At 42.9% G+C, this 26,550-nt stretch carries 26 protein-coding genes; 21 read left to right on the forward strand and 5 right to left on the reverse strand.

Annotation, left to right across the window (positions count from 1 at the left end):
• Window positions 1-19: 19 nt before the first annotated feature.
• The 16 genes from JWG45_RS18800 to JWG45_RS18875 all read left to right on the forward strand — a co-directional run bounded on the left by JWG45_RS18800 (window position 20) and on the right by JWG45_RS18875 (window position 18,636).
• Window positions 20-1,438, forward strand: coding sequence for an FAD-binding oxidoreductase (locus JWG45_RS18800; RefSeq protein WP_205281156.1), 1,419 nt, complete (start codon window positions 20-22; stop codon window positions 1,436-1,438).
• Entirely contained in the window at window positions 1,438-3,021 is a 1,584-nt protein-coding gene (locus tag JWG45_RS18805) for a bifunctional GNAT family N-acetyltransferase/carbon-nitrogen hydrolase family protein (RefSeq protein WP_205281157.1), read from the forward strand. The genes JWG45_RS18800 and JWG45_RS18805 overlap by 1 nt, the downstream gene beginning before the upstream one ends.
• The gene (locus JWG45_RS18810) at window positions 3,003-3,365 is read left to right on the forward strand and encodes a transmembrane 220 family protein (protein WP_205281158.1); all 363 of its coding nucleotides are present in this window, start codon (window positions 3,003-3,005) and stop codon (window positions 3,363-3,365) included. The genes JWG45_RS18805 and JWG45_RS18810 overlap by 19 nt, the downstream gene beginning before the upstream one ends.
• The gene (locus JWG45_RS22510) at window positions 3,346-3,975 is read left to right on the forward strand and encodes a VTT domain-containing protein (protein ID WP_205281159.1); all 630 of its coding nucleotides are present in this window, start codon (window positions 3,346-3,348) and stop codon (window positions 3,973-3,975) included. The genes JWG45_RS18810 and JWG45_RS22510 overlap by 20 nt, the downstream gene beginning before the upstream one ends.
• Before the next feature lie 423 nt (window positions 3,976-4,398).
• Window positions 4,399-6,852: a TonB-dependent receptor family protein gene (locus tag JWG45_RS18820; protein ID WP_205281160.1), complete on the forward strand. Its 2,454-nt coding sequence runs from the start codon at window positions 4,399-4,401 to the stop codon at window positions 6,850-6,852.
• Between the two features lie 309 nt (window positions 6,853-7,161).
• Entirely contained in the window at window positions 7,162-8,478 is a 1,317-nt protein-coding gene (locus JWG45_RS18825; RefSeq protein WP_205281161.1) for an imelysin family protein, read from the forward strand.
• A gap of 32 nt (window positions 8,479-8,510) precedes the next feature.
• Window positions 8,511-10,034: a di-heme oxidoreductase family protein gene (locus tag JWG45_RS18830; RefSeq protein WP_205281162.1), complete on the forward strand. Its 1,524-nt coding sequence runs from the start codon at window positions 8,511-8,513 to the stop codon at window positions 10,032-10,034.
• Window positions 10,031-11,251, forward strand: a complete 1,221-nt coding sequence (locus tag JWG45_RS18835; protein ID WP_205281163.1) for an imelysin family protein — start codon at window positions 10,031-10,033, stop codon at window positions 11,249-11,251. Before JWG45_RS18830 ends, JWG45_RS18835 begins: the two co-directional genes overlap by 4 nt.
• Before the next feature lie 937 nt (window positions 11,252-12,188).
• Entirely contained in the window at window positions 12,189-12,683 is a 495-nt protein-coding gene (locus tag JWG45_RS18840; protein WP_205281164.1) for a hypothetical protein, read from the forward strand.
• Between the two features lie 538 nt (window positions 12,684-13,221).
• Complete coding sequence (locus JWG45_RS18845) at window positions 13,222-13,644, forward strand: MAPEG family protein (RefSeq protein WP_205281165.1); 423 nt, start codon at window positions 13,222-13,224, stop codon at window positions 13,642-13,644.
• 50 nt (window positions 13,645-13,694) lie between these two features.
• A complete protein-coding gene (locus JWG45_RS18850) occupies window positions 13,695-14,144 on the forward strand; it encodes a hypothetical protein (protein ID WP_205281166.1) in 450 nt (149 codons plus the stop codon).
• Entirely contained in the window at window positions 14,128-14,562 is a 435-nt protein-coding gene (locus JWG45_RS18855) for a PRC-barrel domain-containing protein (RefSeq protein WP_205281167.1), read from the forward strand. Before JWG45_RS18850 ends, JWG45_RS18855 begins: the two co-directional genes overlap by 17 nt.
• Window positions 14,563-14,672: 110 nt before the next feature.
• Window positions 14,673-15,386 (forward strand): phosphate signaling complex PhoU family protein, encoded by a 714-nt coding sequence (locus tag JWG45_RS18860; RefSeq protein ID WP_205281168.1) that lies wholly within the window; start codon window positions 14,673-14,675, stop codon window positions 15,384-15,386.
• A 142-nt stretch (window positions 15,387-15,528) separates the two neighbouring features.
• On the forward strand, window positions 15,529-17,754 hold the full coding sequence (locus JWG45_RS18865) for a WGR domain-containing protein (protein WP_205281169.1): 2,226 nt from the start codon (window positions 15,529-15,531) through the stop codon (window positions 17,752-17,754).
• Window positions 17,755-17,830: 76 nt separating this feature from the next.
• Window positions 17,831-18,040: a hypothetical protein gene (locus tag JWG45_RS18870; protein WP_205281170.1), complete on the forward strand. Its 210-nt coding sequence runs from the start codon at window positions 17,831-17,833 to the stop codon at window positions 18,038-18,040.
• Between the two features lie 83 nt (window positions 18,041-18,123).
• The gene (locus tag JWG45_RS18875; protein WP_205281171.1) at window positions 18,124-18,636 is read left to right on the forward strand and encodes a DUF1564 domain-containing protein; all 513 of its coding nucleotides are present in this window, start codon (window positions 18,124-18,126) and stop codon (window positions 18,634-18,636) included.
• 14 nt (window positions 18,637-18,650) lie between these two features.
• Here JWG45_RS18875 and JWG45_RS18880 read toward each other — a convergent pair whose 3' ends face one another.
• Both JWG45_RS18880 and JWG45_RS22635 read right to left on the reverse strand, forming a co-directional pair.
• Complete coding sequence (locus JWG45_RS18880; RefSeq protein WP_205281172.1) at window positions 18,651-19,460, reverse strand: prohibitin family protein; 810 nt, start codon at window positions 19,458-19,460, stop codon at window positions 18,651-18,653.
• 30 nt (window positions 19,461-19,490) lie between these two features.
• Window positions 19,491-19,820 carry an FxLYD domain-containing protein gene (locus JWG45_RS22635; RefSeq protein ID WP_232380785.1) on the reverse strand — a complete coding sequence of 110 codons (330 nt, stop codon included), beginning with the start codon at window positions 19,818-19,820 and terminating at the stop codon, window positions 19,491-19,493.
• Window positions 19,821-20,121: 301 nt separating this feature from the next.
• Between JWG45_RS22635 and JWG45_RS18890 the strand changes: the two genes are divergently transcribed.
• Window positions 20,122-20,853, forward strand: coding sequence for a CPBP family intramembrane glutamic endopeptidase (locus JWG45_RS18890; protein WP_205281173.1), 732 nt, complete (start codon window positions 20,122-20,124; stop codon window positions 20,851-20,853).
• Window positions 20,854-20,957: 104 nt separating this feature from the next.
• Here JWG45_RS18890 and JWG45_RS18895 read toward each other — a convergent pair whose 3' ends face one another.
• Window positions 20,958-21,632 carry a hypothetical protein gene (locus JWG45_RS18895; RefSeq protein WP_205281174.1) on the reverse strand — a complete coding sequence of 225 codons (675 nt, stop codon included), beginning with the start codon at window positions 21,630-21,632 and terminating at the stop codon, window positions 20,958-20,960.
• Window positions 21,629-22,336: an alpha/beta hydrolase gene (locus JWG45_RS18900; RefSeq protein WP_205281175.1), complete on the reverse strand. Its 708-nt coding sequence runs from the start codon at window positions 22,334-22,336 to the stop codon at window positions 21,629-21,631. Before JWG45_RS18900 ends, JWG45_RS18895 begins: the two co-directional genes overlap by 4 nt.
• A gap of 160 nt (window positions 22,337-22,496) precedes the next feature.
• Between JWG45_RS18900 and JWG45_RS18905 the strand changes: the two genes are divergently transcribed.
• The 4 genes from JWG45_RS18905 to JWG45_RS18920 all read left to right on the forward strand — a co-directional run bounded on the left by JWG45_RS18905 (window position 22,497) and on the right by JWG45_RS18920 (window position 26,067).
• Complete coding sequence (locus tag JWG45_RS18905) at window positions 22,497-23,264, forward strand: beta-ketoacyl-ACP reductase (RefSeq protein WP_118968006.1); 768 nt, start codon at window positions 22,497-22,499, stop codon at window positions 23,262-23,264.
• 442 nt (window positions 23,265-23,706) lie between these two features.
• Window positions 23,707-24,969 (forward strand): sigma factor sigX-regulated lipoprotein SrpA, encoded by a 1,263-nt coding sequence (srpA, locus tag JWG45_RS22335; protein WP_232380773.1) that lies wholly within the window; start codon window positions 23,707-23,709, stop codon window positions 24,967-24,969.
• A 470-nt stretch (window positions 24,970-25,439) separates the two neighbouring features.
• Window positions 25,440-25,673 (forward strand): hypothetical protein, encoded by a 234-nt coding sequence (locus JWG45_RS18915; protein WP_205281176.1) that lies wholly within the window; start codon window positions 25,440-25,442, stop codon window positions 25,671-25,673.
• Window positions 25,674-25,812: 139 nt separating this feature from the next.
• The gene (locus tag JWG45_RS18920) at window positions 25,813-26,067 is read left to right on the forward strand and encodes a hypothetical protein (protein ID WP_205281177.1); all 255 of its coding nucleotides are present in this window, start codon (window positions 25,813-25,815) and stop codon (window positions 26,065-26,067) included.
• Window positions 26,068-26,228: 161 nt separating this feature from the next.
• Here the strand turns inward: JWG45_RS18920 and JWG45_RS18925 are convergent, their stop codons facing one another.
• The gene (locus JWG45_RS18925) at window positions 26,229-26,549 is read right to left on the reverse strand and encodes a DsrE family protein (RefSeq protein WP_205281178.1); all 321 of its coding nucleotides are present in this window, start codon (window positions 26,547-26,549) and stop codon (window positions 26,229-26,231) included.
• Window position 26,550: the final 1 nt, after the last annotated feature.

A 26,550-nucleotide genomic window follows, 5' to 3' on the forward strand; every position in this document is an offset into this window, starting at 1 on the left:
AATATACGAAATTAGAATTATGACTACAACTTCCACAATCAACAAATCAGAATTAAAATCCCTCATTGGACCCGGAAAGATATTTTTTAGAAACGACCCCGACTTTGACGAAGCGACCTTTCTTTCTTTTGGAACCGACCGAACCAAAGTTCACAGTCCCGATTTCGAAATTCTCGCGTTCCCCACAAACACCGAAGAAGTTGCAAAAATCGTAAAGTACGCTTTTGAAAACGATATCTCCATCGTTCCTTCCGGCGGAAGAACGGGTTACGCAGGAGGAGCGATCGCGAAGAACCAAGAATTGGTTCTTTCCCTTTCCAAGATGGATAAGGTGCTGGACTTCGATCCTTTTTTCGGAAGTATCAAAGTACAAGCGGGAATGATCACGAAAAATCTCCACAAAGAATCCGAAGAAAGAGGATTCTACTTTCCGGTGGACTTCGCATCCACGGGTTCTTCCCATATCGGCGGCAACATCGCGACTAACGCGGGCGGCGTGAGAGTCGTCCACTACGGACTCATTCGTCAGTGGGTTTTAGGACTCACCGTAGTAACGGGCTCGGGGCAAATCTTAGAATTCAACGGTGAAGTTCTGAAAAACAACACCGGATACGATCTCAAACAACTTTTTATCGGTTCCGAAGGAACGTTAGGCGTCATTACGGAAGCAACTCTAAAACTGACTACAAAACCTCTGGACAACCGAGTTCTTCTCGTAGCCGTTCCCGATTTTGTCTCCATTCTTTCCCTATTCAAGGAAACTCACCAGGTGAAGGTTCCCCTTCTCGCATTTGAATTCTTCACCGAATATTGTCTCGGAAAAGTAAAAGCCCATTTGGGAGTTTCCGATCCGTTTTCGGCTCCGAGCCCGTATTACGTTTTGATGGAATTCGAAATCGCCGACGAAAGCGACGATGAAAAACTCTTCGGCTTTTTGGAAACGATCACTGAAAAGGAACTGATCAGCGACGGAAGTCTCGCTCAGAATTCCAAACAATCCGAAACGTTTTGGAAATACAGAGAGGGAATCAGCGAAAGTATTTCGATCGATTATACAGTTCATAAAAACGATATTTCGCTTCCTCTTCGAAATATGGAACCCTTCCTCGTCGAAATGGAAGCGCTCTTGAAAGACGAATACCCCGGTTTTGAAATCGCGCTCTTCGGTCACGTAGGAGACGGAAATCTTCACCTAAACATTGTTAAACCGAAAGATCTTTCCAACGAAGAATTCTTCAAAAGATGCAAGAGCGTGGATCCGGATATGTTCCGTTTATTACAAAAATATCATGGATCGATCAGCGCGGAACACGGAATCGGACTTTTAAAAAAGGACTTTCTCCATTTTTCCAGGTCGGAAGCCGAAATTCTCCTGATGAAAGAGATCAAAAAATCCATGGATCCGAAAAACATCATGAACCCCGGTAAAGTGTTCTGATGATATCCACAAACGGAGCCGGCGGAAAAAAACCGAGGAAGAAAAAAAAGAAGATTCAATCCGATCATAGGATCGTAATCCGAGCTCTTACCTTGGATGATTACGACGACGTCAAAGAAATTATGGACATCGTCTTTCCGGAGTTTGACGGAGCCTGGAAAAGAAATCAGTATGAATCTCAGATCACAAAATTTCCGGAAGGCCAGATCTGTATCGAAGACAACGGAAAAGTCGTCGGCGCGGCGATCAGCCAGATCATCAAATGGTCCGATTACGGAGATAACCACACGTACGAAGAAATCGTAGGAAAGGGAGATCTCAAAAATCACAACGAAGAAGGAGATTCACTTTATGGAGTCGATATCTTCGTTCACCCGGAATACAGAGGTCTTCGTCTCGGTCGAAGATTGTATGACGCGAGAAAAGAACTCTGTGAAAGACTCAATCTCAAAAGAATCGTAGTCGGGGCTTGGATGCCCGGTTACGAAAACTATGAAGACTCGATGACCCCGGCTCAGTACATCGAAAAAGTGAGAGACAAGGAAATCTACGATCCGGTCCTTTCCTTTCAACTGGCGAACGGCTTTCACGTGAGAAAACTAAAACGCGGTTACTTCGGTAACACGAAAGGTTTCAGTTCTTACGCGGTTCTATTAGAATGGTTGAATATATATTACGAAAAGGAAGAGACTACTCTCATCGGCGGGAAAAAAACCGTGGTCCGAGTGGGAGTCGTTCAACTTCAAATGCGCCCCGTAACCGGGATCGAAGAATTGATGAAACAGGTCGAATTTTTCGTGGATACGGTCGCCGGATACAACGTGGACTTCGTTCTTTTTCCAGAATTTTTCAACGCTTCTCTTCTTGCAAAATACAACGATCGAAGCCCTTCCGACGCGATGCGTGCCCTTTCCAGTCATACGGAAAGCATCATAGAAAGAATGGTGGAACTTGCGGTTTCATACAACGTGAATATCATCTCCGGAAGTATGCCCGAATACCGGGACGAAACCCTTCACAACGTCTCCTATCTTTGCAGAAGAGACGGAACCTACGAAGAACAATATAAGTTGCACGTAACTCCGGATGAAGATTTCTACTGGGGAGTGAAAGGTGGTTACAACCTTTCCGTGTTTAACACGGATTCCTGCAAGATCGGAATTCTTATCTGTTTCGACGTGGAATTTCCGGAGCTCCCGAGAATTCTCGCGGAACAAGGAATGGACATTCTTTTTGTTCCTTTTTATACGGATACGAAGAACGGATACAACCGAGTCAGACACTGCGCGATGGCAAGAGCCATTGAAAACGAATGTTATGTGGTGATCTCGGGTTCGGTTGGCGCGCTTCCTCACGTGGAGAATATGGACATTCAGTATGCTCAGTCCGCGGTTTTTACTCCTTCCGACTTTGCGTTTCCTCACGACTGCGTCGCCGCGGAATCGGTTCCAAATACGGAGATGACCTTGATCGCGGATTTGGATTTGGATCTCTTGAAAGAACTTCGTAAAAAAGGTTCCGTGAGAAATCTAAGCAATCGAAGAAAAGACTTATACGAACTCAAATGGATTCACGAATCATGAAAGCATTTTCGATCACCATCATTCTTCTTTGGATTTTGTTTGCGGCTCTTCAATGGAACGATCCGGATCCTTGGCTCTGGATGCCCATTTATCTAAGCGTAGTCCTTCTATATGCAGGATTTTTAATGTATCCAGAGAGGACAAATATTTGGCTTAGAACTTCTTTGATTCTTTCCGCTGCTTTTTCAGCGGGAACCGTTCTCGCAGCGATGCAGATTCAAAATCTTTCCTTCGACGACGAGGTGACGAGAGAAGCGGGAGGGCTGATTCTTTCAGCGATCGTTTCTCGTGTGCCTTCTTATATCATTCGAAAGAGAGAGACGAGTGAAGTTTCAAAAGGATGAAATTTTCTCGTATCACGAGAAAAGAAACTTCTATTCCGGTTTAATCTTTCTCTTCACCGTTTTGATCGCGGCGACACTTTTCGTCTTGGCGACTTCCGGGATTCTTAAATTTGATATTCCTGGTTTGACCTCAATTCAGAAGCTCGTCCTCTACGTGAGCAAGGAAATCCAAAAACCGAGTCTGATCGGCGTTTTTTTTACGACCCTCTTCGGCGGTTTGTTTTTCTTTTATCTTCCCATCGAATTCTTATTTATCCGCGCGACGTATTCCAAACTCGAGGGAAGCGATCTGATCGCGCTTCATATTCTCGGACTTCTGATTTCTTTCTCGATCAATTATTTTTTGGGAAGAATCGCGGCCCGCGCTTGTATCAAACTCATAAGTCCGAAAAAATTTTACAGGATGAAAGGATTTTTAAATCGCTATGGGGTTTTGGCGATTTTTGCTTTCAATGCGCTTCCTTTGCCGGCTCCGATCTTAAGTGCGATCCTCGGTGTCATTCGTTATAAGAAGAAAATTTTTTTTCCGGTTTTTGTTGCCGGACAACTTTCTCAGTCCGTCGTGATTCTCTTTTTTGTTCGTTTTGTTTTCTCCGGTAAGATTTTCTGAAGAATTCTTTTTGAGGGAGTTCCCACGTTCGTTGTTCCAGCAAAGCGTTTCCGAAATCAAAAAACGAGGGAGTTCCCACGTTCGTTGTTCCAGCAAAGTGTTTTTGAAATCAAAAACGAGGGAGTTCCCACGTCCGTTGTTCCAGCAAAGCGTTTCTGAAATCGAAAAACGAGGGAGTTCCCACGTTCGTTGGTCCAGCAAAGCGTTTCTGAAATCGAAAAACGAGGGAGTTCCCACGTTCGTTGTTCCAGCAAAGCATTTCTGAAATCGAAAACGAGGGAGTTCCTACTTTTTCTCTCCGCATTCCCTAAGTTCTAATTTCCGAGAATTTTTCTAAGCGCTTCATTCTTTTCTCCCCATTCTCCCTTGACTCTAAACCCAGACGCCAAATATTGAGAATCATTTTCAAAATCGAAAACGACGATGTATAAAAAAACAATTCTGTCCGTCTTTCTTCTCTTCTTTTTCCTCTTCTTTTCTAGGGGAGTTCCCGCCCAACCTCAGGAAAACTCCGAGAATCAGGAAAAACAAACCCTTCCTCCCCCGAACCAGGAAGAAAAAGAAAAATGGTCCAAGGGAACCATCTCGGTAATCGGAAAAAAGAAAAATGATCTCAAACGAATTCCAGGCTCTGCAACGATTATCGAAAAAGAATACCTCGAACAGACACGCCCGGTCGATTCGATGGAAGTCCTTCGAAGAATCCCGGGAGCTTCCATTCGATATCAGGATACTGGTGGTCTGACCCTAAACGTAGGTTTTCGAGGAGTGAGTAACGATCTGGGAAGAAAAGTTCTCATTCTTGAAGACGGAGTTTTCACTTCTCTCAATCCTTATTCCGCGCCTGAGCAATATTATACGCCTAACATCGACCGTATGGAAAGAATCGAAGTTGTAAAAGGATCCGGCGCGATTCTTTTCGGACCTTCCACCATAGGTGGGGTGATCAACTTCATAACAAAACGACCTCCTAAAGAACCGGTCCTTTCCGTTTCTATGCAAGGAGGGTCCTTTGGATTCTTCTCCTCTCAAGTTTCTTACGGCGGAACTTTTGGAAATACGGGAATCGATATCTCCATTCTTCGAAAACAAGGAAACGGATATAGAGACCACCAAGACTTCAGACTTCATGAGGTTTCTTTTAAGTCAGTAACAGATCTGAACGAGAATCACGCGTTCACCACAAAATTCTTAGGGACCGTCCAAGACGCGAATATGACTTATCTCGGTCTTACAACGGCTCAACTCTGGAATCATTCTTCTTCCAATTTCGCAGAACAGGACAATCGGAAACTGCAAAGATATTCCGGAGACCTCGGTCACGAATGGAAGATCACTGACAATTCTAAACTCGTTACAAAAGTTTATTCGGCTTATACGGAAAGAAACTGGTCCAGACAAAACTACTCCCGCAACACCGGTTCTCATTATAATACTCTTCCGAACAATACTATCAAAGCTTATGATACAGAACCTTTCGTAAACCGCGGCGGTGATTCGGTTTATATGCTGGACGGAGTCGGACATAGAAACAGAACTTATCGTTTTGTCGGCGCGGAATCTAGATACCAACTGGATTATCAATTTTTCGGCGTCAAAAACCAACTCGATGCGGGTCTGCGTTATCACTACGAAACCGCAGATATTAAATTCCTGGATGGTCCGTCTACTCCTGATTATGCGACCTTCGGAAACGGACTTGGAAGCCCGGCAACCGGAACCGCCTCTTCGGAATATTCCCTCGCAAAATCCGGACAACTCCGAGATCACGAGATCAACAATACCAAATCCGTTGCCGGTTTTGCGCAGAATAGTTTTAAATTCTATGATAAATTCTCCGTGATTCCAGGTGTTCGATACGAAACCTTCTCTCAAAATCGAACGATTCTCCGTCAACAAGCCGTCGACCCGATTACAAACCAAACGAATCCGAATTCTCCACCCCAAGAGGTCGACAAAGGAAGTAGAAACGTCTATCACGTCCTCATTCCCGGTCTTGGCCTTACTTACGATATTCGAAAGGATCTTACCTGGTTTGCAGGAGCCCACAAAGGTTTTTCTCCTCCCCGCTATCAGGATGCACTTAACAATTCGGGAATCATAAATAAAATAGATCCCGAATATTCCTACAATTATGAAACCGGTATTCGAGGAGACATTACAAATTACTTAAATGCTCAGGTGACCTATTTCGATTTGAATTATATCAATCAAATCATCATCACTTCTTCGGCTTCCGGAAACGATTCGGCGACATCCGCCAAAAACGGGGGAAGAACTTATAGTCGAGGATTGGAAACGAATATAACCTTCGACCCTGCAAAACTCTTCGACGCGTCTTTTAAACTTCCGATCGAATTTATCTATACGAGAGCGGACGCAAAGATGAATCAGTATTCGATCGACACTTCAAAAATTGCGGCAAACCAATCTTTTCTGGACTTTATAGTCGCTCAAAAAGATAAAAACGGAAATTACGTTCCCTACGTTTCCAGAGACACGGCCACGATTTCTTTGGGTTTCGTTCACCCAAAAGGTTTTTATGCGAGAGCTGAATATCAGTATTTTTCGGCTCAATTCCACGATGACACTAACACAAGAACCGCCTACTGGGCGGATTCCATTACCGATCCTTTAGGAAAAAAAGTATTACAATATTTGAATATTACTTCGGACAGTTCGGGTGAAACGGGAGTGATTCCCGCTTACGCTCTCATAAATGCCTCTTTGGGATATAAGGATCCGATCAAACGTTGGAGCGTTTTTGTAAACGGTAAGAACCTGGGGGACGTTCGTTATATTTCCGGGCGTCTCCCGGAAGGGATTCAAGTCGGACCGTTTCGTCAGATCAATGTCGGGGTTTCCTTTGAACTCTGAGAATTTAAGAATGGATTTTTTTTACCCGGCCTTTGCAGAGAAGGTTTTGGGTGTGAGTTCCTACTTTTTGCGGAGTAATCATCCTTCTCTACCGGGGCTTTGGACCGAAAAACGTAGGAACTCCCCTTCTCATGAAATTTTTCGCGGGAGTTCCCGCAATTTCGCCTATCGAAAAGAATTTCGATTGACCAAAATTATGATTTTGAGAATTAGTATCAATATCATAACAACCAGTTCATCGAAAATTCCCCGGGCGTGGGCGAAAGTCTCCTCCCGGGACCTTTTTTCAAAGACATTCAGGAAAAATACATGGATCTAAAAAAAACATCTCTCTTTCTCATTCTTTGCCTCATCGGACTTATCCTTTTTGCGAACTGCAAAGCGGATAAGAATAACAATGATTCGACGATCCTCGCAGGCATCGCCGTATTAGGCTCGGTCCCGACCGCGACAAAGGCACAGGTTATAGACCGTTACCTTCAATTAGGTTACGAATCCTACGATCAAAGTTATAAGGACGCAGTTGCATTGCAATCGGCGGTAACGACTTTCGCGGCGACAAATACCCCGACGGCGGCAGATCATACAAACTTAAAGAATCTCTTTATCATCGCACGAGCTTCTTATCTCATCACCGAAGCGTTTCGTTTTTCTTCCGGGCCGATCGACAATTCAGACGTCGTAGGTTGTGGAGACGGAGCCGACGGATCGGGAGGTTTCGAATGTGAAGGACTCCTCAACGCATGGCCGTTAGACGAAACAGCAATCGACAATTATATCGCAGGTGCGGGCGCAACGACTTATACCGCAATCTTAGCGGTAAACGGAGATTCCGGAGCGACGGGCGCCGCGGAAGGTAACGACGATAAGGCGATCACCGTCGGATGGCACGCAATCGAATATCTTCTCTGGGGACAGGATCTATCCGGAGCCGGTACAAACCAAGTATCCGGACAACGTTCGGTGGCCGACTTTAACGGTGCCGCAGGAGCCCCTGCTCGTAGAAAAGCATATCTAAAAGCGGTAACGGACGCCATCGTACTTCAACTCAAATTGATTCGGGATCAGTTCTCGGATGGAACAGCTTATTCCAATCTTATGAAATCCAGCCCGAACGCTGGAATCACAAATATCTTCCAAGGACTTGGAAAGTTCATAGCCGGAGAATGGGGCGGAGAACGATTGACCGGAACCTTCGACGGACAACAAGAAGAGGAACATTCTTGTTTTAGCGACACCACAAAGGCCGACTTCTACTACGACGCACAAGGTGTTCTCAACCTCTGGACGGGTTCTTACCAGATTAAAAAGAACGTCGCAATTTCTACCGGCCCCGGACTGAGCAGTCTTTTTGGAACGTTCACTGCACCACCGATCGCGGCTCAGCTGATCGCTTCCAGAGACGCGTTTTGCATCAACCTCCCGGAACAAACTTCTGATCCGAACTACACTTCAACCTGTTCTTCCGGAACTCTCACGGGGCGTTACGATCAAATCATTAAGAATACGGATTCCGAATATAAAATCCTTTTTGATACTCAAAAATTGATCGGAGATACTCTGAAAAAAACAATCACAGACGCTGCAAAGGGCGTCGGCGTTTCCATCACCGACTTCTCGATTTAATAAAAAAATAAAATATAAAAAGATGAACTGTTATGAAAAACAAAAGTATAAAAATGAAGGAAGAATTTCATTCCTTCATGGTTTCAGCATATTCTAATATACAAAAAGGGTTCCTCGCAGGAATCCTTTTTGTTTTATTCTCCCAATGCGGCGGAATCTTAGATCTCAAAAAAAAGAACAATAACGATCTAGAGTTAGCCGCCATTCTTCTCATTCTCCAGAATATGGATCCGGGAGAACAATACTCCGGAGGGTTGACTACCACGTTCGACACGACTGTGAACGCATTCGACTTAGTAGCTTCGAATCTTCGAGACGGCGGTAATATCGACTTCCAAGGCGGAAACTCATTCTTTAACAGACTCTGGGTACAAGGCGGAAATTCTGCATCCGACGGATTGGGCCCCGTATTCAATAGTAATTCCTGCAACGGCTGTCACGTAAAAGACGGAAGAGGAACTCCTCCCGCAAACGGAAGTAGCACTTTCTCTACGATGTTGATTCGAGTCAGTAAGAATGGAAAGGATCCGATCACGGGCGGCCCCGTCGGTTTGGATAACTACGGCTTACAGATCAACGATCGTGGAGTCGCCGGACCTCCCGTAGTTCCGGGTGAAGCGACGACAACTGTAACCTTTGTGGAAGAACCCGGAACCTTTCCGGACGGAGAAGCCTATTCACTCAGAAGACCAACCTTTACGATTTCAGCTTGGGCCTTCGGAATTCCTCCGGTGGTCAATCAATCTCCTCGTACGTCCCCTATGATTCCGGGACTTGGACTTTTGGAGGCGATACCGGAATCTACGATTCGTTCTTTCGCCGATCCGGACGATACGGACGGAGATGGAATATCAGGAAAACCGAATATAGTTTGGGATGCGAGGCTTCAGAAGAAAGTTCTCGGTCGATTCGGATGGAAGGCCAACGAACCGAACTTGAATCAGCAAAATCAAGGTGCCTTCTTAGGCGATATAGGAATCACGAGCCCCCTCTTTCCTACTCAAAATTGTACTGCGGCACAAGCGGATTGCCTAGCGTCCACACCGGGAAACAACGGAACCTCGGAAGGATCTGAAATTTCTACAAAAACCGCCGATCTTGTAACCCTCTATACAAAATTAGTAGGAGTCCCCGGAAGAAGAAACTGGACCAATACGAATGTGATTCGAGGAAAAGAAATTTTTTCCGAGATCGGATGTAACTCCTGTCACAAACCATATATTTTTACGGGTTATCTCGAAGGATTTCCAGAAGTATCGTTTCAACATATCAAACCTTACACGGACCTCCTTCTTCACGACATGGGAGCCAATCTCGCGGACAATCGAGAAGACTTCGAAGCGACCGGAACCGAATGGAGAACCCCTCCTCTTTGGGGAACGGGACTTGTTCAAAAGGTAAACGGCCACAACCATCTCCTTCACGACGGAAGGGCAAGAGGCCACAAGGAGGCGATTCTCTGGCACGGAGGAGAAGCCCTCAATTCCAGAAACAAATTCGTCGCTTTGCCGAAAGCGGATCGGGATAAATTGATTCTTTTCCTGGAGTCTTTATGAAAACTTTAGAATTTTCTAATAAACTCAAAAAGACCGCCCTCATAGCCAATAAAATAAAAATTCTGCTCTTGACCTCGTTAGTCGTTTTCCCCGGAATCCGTTGCGAAGAAATCGGAAAAATATCCGGAGTGGAAACCCTCATCATCGCCTTGTTTGCAAACGCGAGTACGGGAGAATTTTTAAACTACTCGGCTAACCAAGTCGCGGTTCCACAGTTCAATCGGCTTCAGATCGCATCGAATCAGCTGAAAACGAGCGCCGCAAATTATTTTACTACCGCAGGAACCGGAACAGGGCCGACTGATTTAGCCGACCTTCAAAACAAATGGTTGGCCGCCAGAAAACTTTTCAAACAAGCAGAGATCTTTTATATCAACCGTTCATATCTTCCCTCCACTTATGTTCACAGATTAGACGGATATGTTTTAGGAGAAAATAGTCGCCCCACGACGGCCGATTTGGACGCTGTAGCGGCGACCGCCCCATCCTCGAGCACAGTAGACAGCTTTCCGCTCACCCGAAGAGGATTCGCTGCCCTAGAGTATTTCATCTTCGACAATGGGGCCAACGTTCATACGTTAGCCGCAATCGATAATGCCAACGGCTTGAGCGCAGGAAGGCGAACTTATATCGCATCTCTCGCAACCGTCATTCAACTCGATTCGCAAAGACTCTACAACGCGTGGAATTCTTCCTTTGCGAATGAGTTGGCGACCGGTTCCGGTTCTTTCACCGGAACCAAGGACGCCGTGGATTCGTTTATCAACGGAATCGTACAATTGGAATATACGAACCAGGATGTTCGTATCGGAGTACCCGCAGGACTAACACTCGCGGGAAGCACTCAGTTTCCTGCAAAGTTAGAATCGGTTTACAGTGATACTTCTTATCAAGATCTTCTTTCCTCGGTGGAAGGATTGGAGTTGGTTTACGCCGGAAATGTTGGAGATACGGATTCAAGGTCTCTGAGTTATCTGGTGAGACTGCAAAACAGCGACTTGGACACGAGGGTGAGAAGTAAAATCAACACTCTCAAAAGTAATATCCAGAGCAGAATCAACGCATCCATAACGTTAAAAACGGATCTCACAGGAAATCTGACTTTTGTAAGCACACAAATCCACTCCAATTTCAAAGAGTTGAGAACGATATTTGCCACTGAAGTGATCGGAATATTAGGAGCGAACGCGCTTCCTTCCAATTCTGATGGAGATTAGGATTTTAGAATATACCCTCTCCCCCTTTGACTCTGAAAAAAAGAAAAAGAACAAACGAAAGTTTGTTCTTTTTTTAAGAACCAAAATGTTTAGAAGGAATAAATAAGACAGGCGAGGATTTATAACGACGTTCGAAAGAGAACAATTTCTTCTTTTTAATCCCGGATCCGTTTCTTCGGAAGCGGTAAATTCATCTGCGGAAATAAAAGGTTTAGCTCTTGATGTTATAAAAATTTTTTCAGCCCCTGCATCAAAGGCTCCGTCGACCGTAGGTCGCAAATGAAGGCGATATCCAGATCCAGTTGCCACCTCCGTCCGAGGATTGATTCACCTTACCCAGAAGTTGACTGAGAATCTTAAAAAAGCCTGTCGGAACTCCGACAATTCTACCCTGAACACGGCGGCGCCCCGCCCAGATTTCGGGTGGTGGGGAGCGGCGGCGGGAAAACTCCGGAAACTTTCCTCTATCACAAAATCAAACTATTTGCAAGCAAAAATCCCCTTGTCGGAACTACGACAATCTTACTTTCTTCTAGGACAACTTGCAGATTCTCTCAACTTTTGGCTAAAATTACGCGAAAGCACGGTATGATTAAATACCCAACCGTTGAGAGAATCTAAAAAGAAAAACGTATTATCAAAAGAGACCGATCGAGATGCAAATGTTCGCTCCCGCATCAATCGAATATTAAAATTTTAGAATATGCATGAACGCCTTAAAGAATTCGATTCTTTTATTAAAGGATTTCAAAAGAAATTTAAGAATGGAAAAGAAAAACTTTTTCGTCTTTCCCTGGTTTGACTTTCGTTATTTTCTTTCCAAACCGTTCGCGGGTTTTAAAAATCGAATTTACAAGTCGAGAATTCTTCAATGAAACTTTCCAAGAACGCGCTTCATTTCTCGCTTTTAATTTTTTTTTGGAGTCCATTTCTCTGCATGAGCCAAATTCACTATCAACAAGTCACTCTGGAAGAATTGGTTCAAAGTTCCCCCTATATTTTTATAGTCTCCGCAGCGACCCCGTCCTTCTCGGTGACCAAGATTAAAATCCAATCCAAACTTTTGAAGGAATTGGGCATACACGAAAAACTTCAAAAAAAAGTTCCCGATTTCGAAAGAAGAATCGCACACTATGAGATTCAAGAAGTTTTAAAGGGAAGCTGGGATCAAAAAACGATCTCGGTTCTTCCGGCGAATTTTCTTAATTCTCTGGAGCTGCACATTCTTTATTACGGAACCGGGCTTTCGATTTCACCCATTTATCTTTCTTATTCTTCGCAACAATCGGAAAAGATCGATACGGAAAATCAAAGTTTTATCATATTCTTAAATCGTTCTTCCCGATTTGAAATGTTCGAATGGAGAGTGACGGGAAGCCTTGAATCGGAAGAACGGAAAAAAGAAATTTCGAATCTAATCCGAGGAGAATAGAGAGAAAACTCAATTCTTCTAAAACCTTTCCAATCAAAATCGGCCCGCTTCCCAATCGAGGATTTGTGTTCCTTCGTATCGATCCTAATTTTAAGCCGATCGATTCCGAGTTTACAAATCTTTACCGAAAACCAATCGAATCTTGAGAATCATCGACTCTAATGATAAAAACAAAAAACTCCCGGAAAGTCGCGTTCCTTCCCTGCGCCGCAATCGATTCGGAGTTAGGCTCCTTTTTTTAGAGGTCTGACGGGAGCAGAGTCTGCAAAAAATACTCTATTATAAAATCATAATTCTCTAGGCTCCTTTTTTTCTTTCGTGTAGACTTCCACAAAAAAATACGATATAGATCATACGAATTCTAAATCGGACCCTTAGTTTCGGATTCGGTTGTATTGTGTTCAAACGCCCTTCCTTGAAATTAAAAAACAACTTAAGAAAGGATTTTTTAAGGAAGAAATTTCGAAATTGAAAATCCTACTTGCCATTCAGAGCAAGATTGATTCCATTCTCCGGAAAAACAAAGAATGGAGAAAAAATGAATCCGGCAATCATCGCGTTAATAGGTTTTACGATTTGGACCATCCTTCTGGGAATCGGAGTGATCAGCATCCGTACGTTTAAGGTTTTGAAAGGTGAAAAAAAATCGAACGAGTTTCCTTCCGGAGTTCAACACGGAAGTAATTTCTATTGGAGATTGAACAGAGCTCACAACAACTGCATCGAAAATCTTCCGATTTTTGCCGCCTTAGTTTTGATCGGGGCCTTCACCGGAGTTTTGGATTCGACATTCGCGTTTGTCAGTCAAATCGTCCTAGGCGCGAGATTGGTTCAGTCCTCGGCTCATTTGAGTTCCGGTTCCGAGATGGCGGTAAACATACGTTTTACCGGATTTGTCGTTCAATACGGAAGCTTTCTCTATTTGGTCTGGTTGATTCTCCAAAAATCCGGAATGATCTGAATTACAAAAAGAATTGGATTCTTTAGAATTCTCCTGAATTCTGGAATCCGATGATTCAATTTACGGACAAAGAAAAAGAATTCAAAGACTCTAAAAGTTTTTGGACCTCCCTCGGAAGAAACGTTCTCTCTAAATCCGGAGAGAACTCCGGGAGATTGATCGACGTCCGAATTCTTTCCGGAACTCTCTCGGGTATCGTCGTCCTCAAAGGTTTTCGTAAAATTTACTTTTCGAAAGAATATCTCAAGTCCGATTCCAAAGAAAGAATCCTCTTAAAAATCGATCCTCCAAGCAATCTCTTGGGAAAAAGAGTCTATGATAAAAACGCAAGGTTTCTCGGATCCGTGGTTGCAATTCAAGTTTCTCCGGGAACTTCCAAACTGATCCGCTTCTGGGTACGAAAATTTCCATTCTCCCAAAAAATCGAATTTTATCCCGAAGATATTGAAACCTCCATTAAGAATGTCTTATTAAAGAAAGATTATGCCAAACGAAAGTAACATAATCACTTCCGATGATATTCTCGGAAAGGAAGCCCTGGATCCGGAAGGTCAGATTCTCGGGGTCGTGGTCAAACTTCATATCGATCGGAATGAAAAAAAAATCACCGGAATTACGATCGACCAGGGTTTTATGAAACCCGATCTTTTCGTGGGAATCGACTTTGTCCGTACTTTAGGAGTGGACGCGATTCTTCTGAATACGATTCCTTTTGAAAAATACAAAGGCCTCAAGGTTTTAAACAGCGACGGTTCCGAAGCCGGAATCGTAGAAGAAGTGATTTCCAAAAACGGAAAGTTAGAATTCTTACTCGTGAAAACGTCGCTGGGTCCACTTTCCAAAGAAAGAACAAAGATCCCCTCCTCCAAGATCCAGGAAATCGGGGACAAGATTTTGCTCAAAAGAAAATCTTCTTGACCAAAACCGGTTTTTAGGAAGCATTCCTGAGTACCTGAACTTTTGTCCACTTTCCGAGATAAAATCGATTCGGAACCTTGTTATCAAATCTACGGGTCTTAAAAAAATCTATGACTTCCAAGTTTGACTTTCTCCGCAAAAATCTCTACAGTATGGCGGAGCTTTGTCTCGAACAAGTACTCATTCTCGACGACGCTCTGGAAACCGACGATTCCGAACTTGCAAGAAAGCTAATCGACCGGGACGATCTCATCGACAACCTTGAAAAACAAAACGACAACCTTTCTCAAAACGCAATCTTAGAAGCGGTCGCAAATCGAAATTCTATGGGAATGGATCAAGTCGACGGAGAAGTCATTCTCAAAAGAGATCCTCTTCGTTTCGCACTTTCCGCGATCCGGATCACAAGAAACCTGGAAAGAATGGGGGATCAGATCGTAAACTGCGCGAAGTGTTTTCGAAGAGGTCTGATCCCGAAACGTTTTTTCTGCGACGAGGAAATTCTAAACAAACTTTTGTCCAGAGTTATAACGATCGTCGGAATGGCAGTTGAATCTTTGGTGGAAGAAAAGAATCGTTTTTACGGAAGCGTTCATTCGGTCGAAGAGGAGATCAACAATCTCTGTCAGTCCGCATTCTTAAAATTCGTAATGGATCCTAGATTGGATAAGAATCAATTTGCGGATGTATATCGTCTCATCCTTTGTTTGGAAAGAACGGGAGATTATGCGGTCAACATCGCGGAAGAATTGGTCCGTTTGAATACGGGAATGGACATTCGTCACGTTTCGGATCCGGTTCAAGCAATCGCAAAAACGGGCTGAAACTTCTTTCCTACCAACTCAAATTAGAATTTCTGGATGTATAATTCTGTTCATTTCAGAATATAAGGTGATAAGCCTATATCTCCGCAATGAGTTATACTTTTGACGCGTCATCCTTACAATCTAAGAATTAGGTTTTATCATGAGAAAACACTTTACTCAAACTCAGAACGGGCTCGAGAGATTCTGGCAAATCGAGATGTCCGGATATTCCATCCTTCTTTCGTTTGGAAAAACAGGTTCGATTGGGAAAAGACGAATTCTCAATTTTGAAAAGAGAGAAGAATGTAGCAGAGAATTCCAAAAACTTGTCGAAGAAAAAACGAAACAAGGATTTCAAGAATCCAATCGGATTCCTTCTTATAAAATTCTTTCCGGTGATCCGAACTTTTTAGAAAGCTGGGATCAAATCGTAAAATCTTCCGATCGCAAGGAAGCGCTTCGAAATCATTTTCAGTTTTTGATCGAAACGGAAGAATGCAAATCACTCCTAGATCAAATTCTTTCCAAAATCACTGACGTAAATATCGAAGAGGATCAATTGATTCTTACTTTGCCTTGGTCTTACGACGAGAAAACTCCGGTTCATCTCTGCTGGCAAAAACCGTTTCTGGGAAAAATTCATACTTCCGTTCCCGATTCGATGGCGGAATTCGTCTGCCTCTTCAACGGAATCGAAATCAAATACGACAATGACGATTATCCGACCTTTGTGATCCGTGGGATCGGACCGGATCCGGATTCTCCCGATCAACCCGCAGTCGTACAAGAAGATTTCGGTTGGGATGAGGAAATCCTGGAAGACGGCGATAGCTGGTGGATCTCACCTTTGGAAATCGTTGGAAAGAGCATATCCGACGTACAGTCGTTAGGCGCATTTGACGACAGCCAGAACTGGCTCGTCTACCATCCCTTCATCAAAAACAAACACGGAGAATCTGCCATCTCTTGTGTCGATCACGGAATTTGTGATTTGGAGCCGCCTATAGTTCGTTACGGAATGGGCGGATTCTTACTCAGAGAAATTTGTCGCTGGATCCGAGACATCAATGCCGATTCGGACGAAGAATTGAGTTTTGACGGAACTCCGATCGTTTCCAGAAAGTTTCAAGAATTTATGGCCCACAAAGCGGTTCAGATTTCCGAGAACGATTCCGACGTCGCAAAAAGGATTTTAGAATTCGACTGGCATTCTCTCGCATTCAAAATTCACGGAACGATTTTGAAATGGGTGAGAAGCCTTGGAAAAGAAGGCGCCGTAAAAGAAAAAATTCGCGTCTTTGATTCTTATTGGGACGACGCGGGGGAAATCGTTTACCTCGGTTTTGATTGGCACGCGGGAAGCGACTACGAAGACGCGATTTCGGAAGGAGCGAACGTTATCGCATACATTCTGAATTTCACGGGATTCTATCGGAGTATATTAGACAATCATGATTCTTCGGAAATTTCCGGGGGTGAGATTGTGGAAATTTTAGGAGATGATTACAATTCCGTTCGAGATATTCTCGCGTTCTTATCCATTGAGAATTTTATTTCCATCGCTCACGGAAAAGAATTTAAAAAAGTCAATCAAGAAGAGGGAGTATATTTCGCGTATTCGCATTATCACGACGAAGACGCGAGTGTCGCTTATCATTCTCAAAAAGGAATCGAGAAAAAATTCTTCGATGAATACTTTCCAAAGGACGAAAAACCTAAGGAAAAAAAGGAAATCTCGGAAGAAGAACAAGAACTCTTGGACGATATCTTCGGCGACGTCATGGAAGACTACGTCGGAGTTTGGAAAAGCACGATGGAACAATCCATCGAACGTCTCGACAAGAACTTTCACGAGAATCAGGAAAGGTATCAGAGAGAATTTAATCGTATCTTAGAATACAGAGAAAAAGTCACCAAAGAAGAGGAAAAAGAAAGATTAAGCGATCTAGGAATGCAGATCAGTTCCATCGCTTTGAACCGTTTTTTAAAGGAAAACAAACCCGATGTCGCCGGTTGGGTTCTCAATTGTTATCATGAAATTTATGAGAAGTTAGGGATCAACACTCAATCCCTTGTAAAAGGAAACGATTCCGGGAAAATGTACAACACGGCCGAATATTTTGCCGGAGACATCATCGTTTACATTGCCAAATACGGCGGTGGAAAATTCCTCGCTTTGGTAGAAAACCTTCTTCCTCCCGAAATCAAAGACAGCCGTCTCGCTTTCAACCTTGCCTGTTTGAATTCTTTAGAAAAAAAAAGGGCCGAGATGCTTCGTTATACTCAGATCGCTCTGGCACTTGGAAAACCGAAAAGCGATTTTAAGGATCGAGACTTCGATAATTTTCGAGAGGATCCGGAATTTCACGCGTTAGTCGGTCATTGAATAAACGTAAGGAAAAAAGAAAAGAGCTTTGAATTTTATGAATCGGATTCTTTCCTTTTGTAAAACGGTATTTTGAATGAGTTTATTTTGGGTTTTTCTGCTTTCATTCTTCAGCTTCTTTCTCGGAAAACGTCTCGGAGGTGTGTTCGGTTTGGATCCTCCCTATTCTCTGTTGTATGTCGGAATTCTTATCCAGCTTTATTCTGCGATCACCTTTGCCTTTTCTTCGATTTTCTTTTTAACAACAAATATGATCTTTAGAATTCGTTCTAAAGATCGGATGTAAGTTTTTCCTCCACTCGAGTTTTGGATAAAGATTTTTTTTTTAGAAATCCCCTTCTGAGATTTCGGTCGGGAACCGTCTTGTGTATGGGAACCATTCTTTTTTACAGAAACAGAAAAATTCATTCTTCCTTTTTCGAATCCAAAAAGGAAGTGGAGACGATCTTTTTTCCGGAGAGATTTTTGAATTCTTTATCCGCCGAAGGGAGAAAAAATCTTCCGAGAAAAATTTTTCCTCTTCTGAAAAGATATCATAAGTTCATGTTATCCAAAAGGAGAATCAATCCAAGAGCCGGGAAAACTCTTTATCAGAAAGGAGATCGGGGAAAACTGATTCGCGTGAATCTAAGAATCGAATCCGAAGCTTGGTTGTTGTTGGGAGTTCTTTCTGCGGCGCATGGTGTTTCCCGGTGTTTTATGTTGAACTATCTTTTGTGGTTGGAAGACTCCGGGGTCGGGGACTCTATCGATACAGCCTTGAACGTGGGATGTCCACCCCTCCACAACTCTTACAGCTATATCTGGCACCTCGATCTGGTTGAAAAGGCGATCTCTCGAAAGATCGAATTCGAACCAGACCCTCTTTTTACCGATTCTTAACAAACAATCTCTTTTTATTCTTTTGGACTTACTACGATCGGAAGATTGTTCTTATCCAAGGGAACAAAAATCAACTTCGAGTTCGGATTATCAAAAGCCTTGTATTGAAGATATCTCGTAGTCAACTTATCGTTGATAATCGCCTGCGACTTCGCTTGACCATCCGCGCGAATCATCTGGGCTTCCGCGTCCGCCCTCGCCTTCTTTTTCGCAATCTCTATGCTTTTCTCGGCGATTTCAAGTTCGTATTTTTGTTGTTCTAGTTCCTGTTGTTTTGTAAGCTTCGCCTCGATTGCGTGCAACATATTTGGAGAATATTCGATATCGTCCAAAATTACGTCGAAAACTTCGATGTGTTTTCCCTTAGTCCTTTCAATCACCGCGGTTTTGATGTCCCTTGCAAGAACGGCGCTGTTCTTAGAAATTTGAATCATCTGATGATGAGAAACTACGTTTCGAATCGATGCGCGAAATTCCGGTTGCACAATACTTCTGTAATATTCTGGACCGACCTCGATATGAAGCTGATATACTTCTTCCCTGATCGGCCTCATAATGATGACAGCCTGAACGTCGATTTTAAGATCGTCGTTTGAAAGGACATCCACCTTCTCCTTATACGAATTCCATTGTGTGGAATATGTATAAATATCGTTCCATGGAAGAAGCCAGTAGAACCCGTTAAAAACAGGATCCTTACTGAGCCCGACTTCGGAAAATCCGAACGGTTTCCAAAACAATCCGATTTCACCCGGACGAACCGTCGCACCGCATTGAAGGGTGAGTGTGGCCAAAAGAATGAAGATTAGTTTTCTGAAATTCATAAGTAAACTCTTATATTCCTATTTTTTGATTTAGTTGTTTCCGTCGAATTCTATCGTAAAACGAACGATTAATTTAGGATCCACATGCCTCGCGCTTCCATAAAAATCTCTCTTATGACCCGCGAGAAGACCTTGGATCGCGATTTGACAAGATTCCAAAAGAGAATCTTCTTTATCGTAAAAATTCACCGTAAAAAAGGCCTCAGCGTAGTCCTTCCCGGACCGATTTTCAATCTGTCCGAAAATTTCAAGATACGCAAATTGATCCTGAATTCCTACGTTGTAGTATTTGAATTTTCCGTCCAGTGTGGTTTCCGGAGAGGATTTTCTGGAAGCTTCTAACGGTATGAAATCGCCCATAGTCGAAAAAGACACCACCAGAAGAAAAATCGAAAAAAAGACAAGGGAAGATCTTCTCGAAAATAAGACTATAAAATGGATTTTAAGAATTTCAGATCTGGAAATTTTTTTCCAAAGTGTAAAAACCTTTTTTTGCATTTTTTTTTGATCGACGGGTTTAATCGTATCTAACCATGTTTTCATTCAAAACGGTCCTCTGGAAAAAGAAAGAATAGGGAACGTATCTACTTCGAATTCTTTGGATCCTTTATTCTTTACGAAGTAATATTAGATTCTTTTTTCGAAAAAGGTAAACAACTTTATGAGTTCCACAAAATCAATTACCTCCGGTTCCTCCCTTTGGTTTCTCATTCTTTTCCCTCCATTGAGTTTTTTGATTTCGATTCTCGGATTCTCCGTCTTTTTTATTCTTTCCGGATTGCAAGAACCGGATCTCATTTCAAAAGAGATTCAAACCAACGTCCCTCTGGTACTTTTATTCTCTCAAATCCAAATTTTTCTCCTTTTTTTTATTCTCCTAAATCGGAACAAACACTACCGCATTCGGGAGGAATGGAGGATTGTCTCTTTTTCGAAAACCCTTCAGATGATCGGGCTCGGCTTTTTTTTGGGAACAGGGATGTCCTTATTTTACATCTTTATTCTAGTCGATTTTCATTCGTTTTTACAGACTCAATTTGGGGATTGGGTTCCTCCGGGAGAGATGTTCTCCTCCTTTCAAAGACCGGTTTGGGTTTTTATCGTTACGAATTCTTTTTTGGCTCCTTGGATCGAAGAATCCATTTATAGGGGAATGACGTTATGCGCCCTAGAAGAAAGATTCGGAAATACTGCGGCGATCCTGGGATCCGGCATTCTCTTCGGCCTCTTACACTGGTTAGGCGGTTTCTGGTATATTCTTCTAACCGGGATTGTAGTCGGAATTCCATTTGCAATCGTAAAACGTTATACGAAATCCTTGTGGGTAGTTTTCTCGGCCCATTTCTCTTTAAATCTAATCGAAAGTCTCTGGATCCTGAGCCGTTCCCTCTAGTCTTCGGCCTCACTTTTCGAAAAGGACTTTTGAGTAAATTCGCGACTGATTGGAAAAAAGATGATGAGGTTTTTTTTTCGCAAAAATGGAATCGAAAATAAAATTTATACTTCCGGAACCTCATCCAGATAACTTTTTAATTCTTCTTTCAGACCGGGGGGCAAAGCTAAACCGGCGCCTTCGATTCTTTCGTTGTATTTGTTAAACGAAAAACGATGTCTCGAAGTTCGAATGTAATCTTCCAATGCTTCGGAACCCCAGTCTAAAATATCCTTTATAAATTCCTCATTTTCCTCCAGCTTTTCACAATAAGGAATAAAAAGCGGACGATTGACCGGCCTTCCGATCGTTCTGTAAAACATAAGTCTTTTGATAAGATCGTTATCTTTCAGATTTTCTTTTTTCTCTAAGGCCTTTTCAACCATTCTTAGATTGATACAATCCAAAAACTCGACTTTGAGATTTTCATCGTTCAGACGTTTTCGAAGAGAGGTTTTGATCTCTTCGGTTTCATAGAGAAAGTTGGGGCAGTATTCCGGACATTCCACATCTTTGTGAAGATCGCAAAAATGAAGTAGGATACAGTCGATGTCGGAAGCGGTTTCCACAATTCCAAAATTGATCGAACCTAAAATTTCAACACCCGTATGAAAGCCTTTCTCCTGCAATTCTTTGAGGGCGATTCGAAAGGCCTGCATCCGCTTGAGAGCTTCTTTTGTATCGTAATTTCGATACTTGTTTTTGAGAGCTACGTATTTTTCTACGAGTGTCGTTGTCATCCGGTGATGTTCCTGAGATACAGGTTCATTCCTCTAAGTACGATCTCAGGAATTTCGTGTCCACCCGGAAACGCGATCATTTCCCCTTTCCATCCGGCTCCGATCAAAAGTTGTTCCAACTTTTTCGCCGCGGGATAACCGAGAACGGGATCCATTCTGCCGTGACTCTGAAAAAATTTGTAGTCCTTCTTCTTCTCCGCCAAACGTTTCCAATCGGTTTCACTGATCAGAGTTCCGGATAAGATAAGAAGTCCAGCAGGATCGATATCAGAATGAAGCGCAATGTCGGTTGCGAGCATCGCTCCTTGACTAAAGCCTCCGAGAATCACTTTATCCATAGAGAGTCCCAAACTCCGAATCATTTCGACCGCCTTCTCGCGAGCGCTTTCAAGTCCGGCGGGATAACGATCCGAAAAATCTCTGTATCCTCCCGTCATCATCGCCTTCTGCAAAGCTTCCATATCGATCGGAAACCAAGCCCTTCCATTGTAACCGGGCATCACCGGGATTTCTAAAATCCCGTTTGGAAAAAGCCAGTTGGTTCCTTCGGGAAGATCCAAATAAGCGCTGAGAGGAGATAGGTCGTATGCGTTCGCGCCGTATCCGTGAAACAAAATCACGGTGTAGGCTTCCGAATTTCCGGGAAGATAAACGGCTTCGATCGGACCGATCGATTCTAAAGGACGGTTGTATGAAGATTGCATGTTTTGATTCTCCAAATTCAAAATGAAAGAATGTTCATCTAACGATGATATATTTTCGTTTTAGAAAGGCAAAGGAAATTCGGGAGAAAGTTTTTACTTGGCAATTCTATTTCTCTCACGGAAATGGAAAGCCAATCAGTATCTCGACACGAGGGAAATCATGTCTAAACAATTCGAAGGAAAAGTAGCACTCGTTACCGGAGCGGCGTCTCCACGCGGGCTCGGAAGAGCGATCGCAAATACAATCGCTAAAGAGGGAGGGGACATAGTAGTATGCGACCTCAACAAAGAACATATCGAACAAGCGGCCGCAGAGATCGCGAAAGAATTCGGCGTAAAAACTTTAGGAATTCCGTGCAACGTAACAAAGCCCGAAGACTGCGACGCGGTCATCGCGGGAATTAAGGAAAAATTCGGAAAACTTGATTTTCTTGTGAACAACGCGGGAGTTCTCAAAGACAATCTTCTCATGAGAATGAGCGAACAAGAATTCGACTTCGTGATGGACGTAAACCTAAAAGGCGTTTTTCTGATGACTAAGTCCGCATCGAAACTTCTTCTCAAAGCGGAATCAGGAAGAATCGTGAACATCTCTTCCGTCTCCGGTCTTACCGGACAACCCGGACAAGCGAACTACTCCGCTTCGAAAGCGGGAGTCATCGCTCTCACGAAAGTTTCCGCAAGAGAATTTTCCGGAAGAAACGTTCTTGTCAACGCAGTATGTCCTGGTTACGTGCAAACCGACATGACCGCTTCTTTACCGGAAGAAGTTCAGAAAAAACTCACCGATCCTATGTTCATTCCTCTGAGAAGACCGGGAACACAACAAGAGATCGCAAACGCGGTAAAATTCTTCTTAAGTGATCAATCCAATTATATCACCGGAACCTACTTAAGAGTAGACGGCGGCGCGGCGATCGGAATGTAATCTTTTCAACGCGGAGGGAAAATTTTTTAACTCCGCGTTATTTGTTTTTTTGTCAGTTTGCCACTTCAACTTATACATTTTCACTTTAATTCTTTGACCGTCGCCGATGAGGGTCCTGTCCGATCATGCTCAGGAGAACCAAATGTAAACTTTACGCCAATCTACGAGTGGAAGTTTTCAAAAGTAAATATTTTAAAATCAAAATATCGATTCAAGTCAACCGCTCTTAGTTCTTATAAATCCTTATACGTTTTCGACCAAAGTTTTCCAGTCTCCAAATTTCAAACTTATCATTATATAAAACGGAAAATAAAAAAGCGTCACCCACATTTTGATGCCTAACTCTGTTCCGAAATATATTTCGAAAGGTTAATCCATTTTTTTTCACGTTTTGTCTCAACGATCTTAACAATTTTGTATATTAAGCTCAAAGAGGCTGTATATGAAACCAAGTAAAAATAAAATCACGTTAATTGCTCTTTTAACGGGTGTAGCATTCCTCTTCAACTCGCTCGCGGGTTGTAAGAAAAACGGAAACGACGATAAGGAAAACCTTTTATTCCTCGCGTTGGCATTGGCGAGAGCAGGGAAAACCAAAGTTGAATTTAGACTTTCCGATCAAAGCACGGTCGCCGGCGGACATTCGCAGAGCCTTCGAGGCGGAAGATCCGGAAGAGGATTTCTAACCGATGTTTCGGGAGACAACATCGAAAACTACGGAGACGGAAACGGCGACGGCTTTAACGACCACTTCGCAACTCCGGCGGCCGTTAAAATCGATGTTTGTTATCTTTTAGCATATAAATCGGAAAGCAACGGAGGTCCTAAAAAAGGAACTGAAACGTTTAAGAACGCGTCTAAAATTCTCCACAATCCGTTGAGCACCTTAAGCGCAGAAGAACTCGAAAATACCGATAAAAAAGGTCCTTGTCCGATCGCCATCAGTGTCGCATTAAAAGGTAAGAATCTGGATCAACAGACCTCCACCCTGTTCGAGAAAACCGTCGAGATTCCCGAAGAAGAAAGAACACAATACGATCGTATCGGAATCATCGCAAGATCGTTTGGATATTACTTCGACCCGCAAGATGTTCCCGAAAATTCGTATCGATACCTTAATTTGATTATGAATCCTGCATTTGATCCAAATGGGCTTCCCATTTATCAAAGAGGAGAAGTCATTGCCGAAATTTTTACGAACGCATGTCCCGCAGAATTCATAACCTCACCGGGCTACTATTTTTCGGCGAATTACGATTATGATCGCACTCAGTGTTTCGGGGACGGAGTAAGGATCGATTCTTCTTCCGGAAATTTCTTATTAACCTCGACTACGGTTGATTTTTTTACGAATGCAAACTATGCGAATCGTAACCGTCCTCTCAACGCACTTGTAAACGATCCGATGGGAACCAAAATTTTAAAATTTAAGACTTCGCCCGAAATCGATAACTTAGCCACAACAGATCCTTATATTCTCGTTGTGGATTACAAAACTTCTGATAGTGGGCAAAACGTTCTTCAGATCGATCTCGCATTGGACAAAGTATTATTCTGGGATTCACCGGATACGAATAACACGTTTTCTCCGCAATCAGATGCAAACGATCGACCGAACGCAACAAACGGCACGGATAACTTACAAAACTCCGCACGTAAGAATTTAGTTTTCAGACTTCCAACGATCAAAAGTAAACTTCGCTAAAATTCGAAACCAGCGAGAATCGTATTTCAAGACTCGGCCGCAAAATACGCGACCGAGTCTTGAATATTCGAATTTCACCCATCGAAGATCAATTTTCATTAAGCGAAATCCTTTCCCATCCTCCATATAACCCTTTCCTAAGAACTTTCTTTTTCGTAAACTGTTCCCAACTTGAAACATTATGTCTTTATAATTCTCTTTTGTTTTTACTTTCAAAAAACATAGGTTCCGAAGCGCTTTGTATCTGCGTCGAATGCGAGCGAAATCACCTTCGGTGCTAACCTCATCGATTCAACTTTAGACGCGGTTTACACAAAGGAGTTCCTACTTTCCGTGGGAAAAGCCGCTGCATTGCAAAATATCAACTCTTCCATGTTAGGAAGGCCGATTTTTACCAAAAGAAGATCGTGCAGGTTATTCTATCGCAAGATCAATTTGAACCCGAGAAACTACTTCTTTGAGAACTCGGAATGCGGGAACTCCCCAAACAAGGAATGGCCGCCTCTCCTTTGGTCAACTTCGGTTTCAACTTAGGAAACCTCTTCGAAGGTCCGAGTCCGCAACTCTCGAAATGGAACATTCACTTCCACTATTTTCCCTACGAACTCTCGGAACAAAACGTTCCCTTTCTAAAACTGAGAAAGACCGACCTTCACGCAAAAGTTGCGAACATCGGCATCAACGTGAGATACTTTCCATTCTAATCTTCTTCGAACTCTTCCGAAACGAACGGTAAAGACGCACTCTCCTTCCGCTCGGAATCTTCCAATCGATTCAGACGATCAGCCCTCATTCTTACGATCGAAAGCCGACAAACATCCGACTTTCGGGACAACCTCGAAAATGGATCGGGAGCAACGACTTACATACAATTCAAATATCTATTCGACTACATTCGATTTTCGTTATGCAACGACGATCGGATTATTTTCTTTCTACGGCGACCTCGGCGGAATGTTCAATCAAGGAAGTGTGGGAATCCAAGTGGAAAGAAATTTCGCACTTTCAGCCCTCGCAAACAAAGACGATTTCACGACCAATCCGACCCTCGCCTATCTGGATCTAAAGCGAAATCTTTTTGTAAATCATTCCAATTGATATGGAACGATCGGGATGGAATTCAACGGGAAAGACTCGAGCATAATTATAGAATATTTAAAAAATAAGAATTCAGAGGCACTCGACATAGGAGTTTTATCCATTTTTAAGAATTCTTTATTAAACCGCTTCCAAAAACATTATAAAAATTGAATCTATTTTTAAAAACTCAATAGTTTATCGCTTTCGGAAATGATTTCGTAAAGATCGGCGAGGTTGGAATACTTGCAAAAATTCTCCACTTTTGTTTGCCTCAAATCCAAACAAGTTCCACACGCGAGAATTTCTCCGCTCCCTTCCTGAAAAAACGAGATCTGATCCTTGATTTTAAATTCGGAAGAATCGAGTCGTAACGATTCGACTCCCTCACCCAAAAGAAAAACTTTTACGGAATCTCCTTTTTTCAAAGCAAAGTTTCCGATTCTAAACGCATTGTAAATGCTTTCCGCTTGCAACGAATAAACGACAATTCCTAATTTCATC

Origin of the sequence: Leptospira ainlahdjerensis, assembly GCF_016919175.1 — a bacterium.
GTDB lineage: Bacteria > Spirochaetota > Leptospiria > Leptospirales > Leptospiraceae > Leptospira > Leptospira ainlahdjerensis.